At 44.8% G+C, this 563-nt stretch carries 4 tRNA genes; all 4 read left to right on the top strand.

Annotation, left to right across the window (positions count from 1 at the left end):
- Window positions 1–53 precede the first annotated feature (53 nt).
- The 4 genes from QM450_RS10615 (at window position 54) to QM450_RS10600 (ending at window position 414) form a co-directional block, all read left to right on the top strand.
- Window positions 54–126: transfer RNA gene (locus tag QM450_RS10615), tRNA-Phe, on the top strand.
- Window positions 127–140: 14 nt separating this feature from the next.
- Window positions 141–211 (top strand) — tRNA-Gly (locus tag QM450_RS10610).
- A gap of 35 nt (window positions 212–246) precedes the next feature.
- A tRNA-Ile gene (locus QM450_RS10605) sits at window positions 247–320 on the top strand.
- Between the two features lie 6 nt (window positions 321–326).
- A tRNA-Ser gene (locus QM450_RS10600) sits at window positions 327–414 on the top strand.
- The last annotated feature ends 149 nt before the right edge of the window (window positions 415–563 follow it).

Genomic DNA, 563 nt, shown 5'->3' with positions numbered 1-563 from the left:
TCGTCGGGCTCATAACCCGAAGGTCGTAGGTTCAAATCCTGCTCCCGCAATAAGGCTCGGTAGCTCAGTTGGTAGAGCAATGGATTGAAGCTCCATGTGTCGGCGGTTCGATTCCGTCTCGCGCCATATTTCTTATATATGCGGGTGTAGTTTAGTGGTAAAACTACAGCCTTCCAAGCTGTTGTCGCGAGTTCGATTCTCGTCACCCGCTTTGAACATAGTTCAATTTACCAAGTTATTTAACTTGGGCGCGTAGCTCAGGTGGTTAGAGCGCACGCCTGATAAGCGTGAGGTCGGTGGTTCGAGTCCACTCGTGCCCATTAATAGGAGAATTACTCAAGAGGCTGAAGAGGACGGTTTGCTAAATCGTTAGGTCGGGTAACTGGCGCAAGGGTTCGAATCCCTTATTCTCCGTAGTTGAAGAGCTTAAAAGCTCTCAGAACGAAGACAAACGTCATTTTTGGCGTTTGTCTTTTTCTCTTTTAAAAAATAGTTTGTCTCATCATCTACTAATCTATACCAAAATCTGAATTTGAGAAAAATAAAAAGGGATATTTCCTATC

This window comes from Streptococcus infantis (genome assembly GCF_047464615.1).
Classification (GTDB): domain Bacteria; phylum Bacillota; class Bacilli; order Lactobacillales; family Streptococcaceae; genus Streptococcus; species Streptococcus infantis_Y.
Note: the sequence above shows the minus strand (reverse complement) of the source record. Positions and strands in the feature narration are given on the sequence as shown.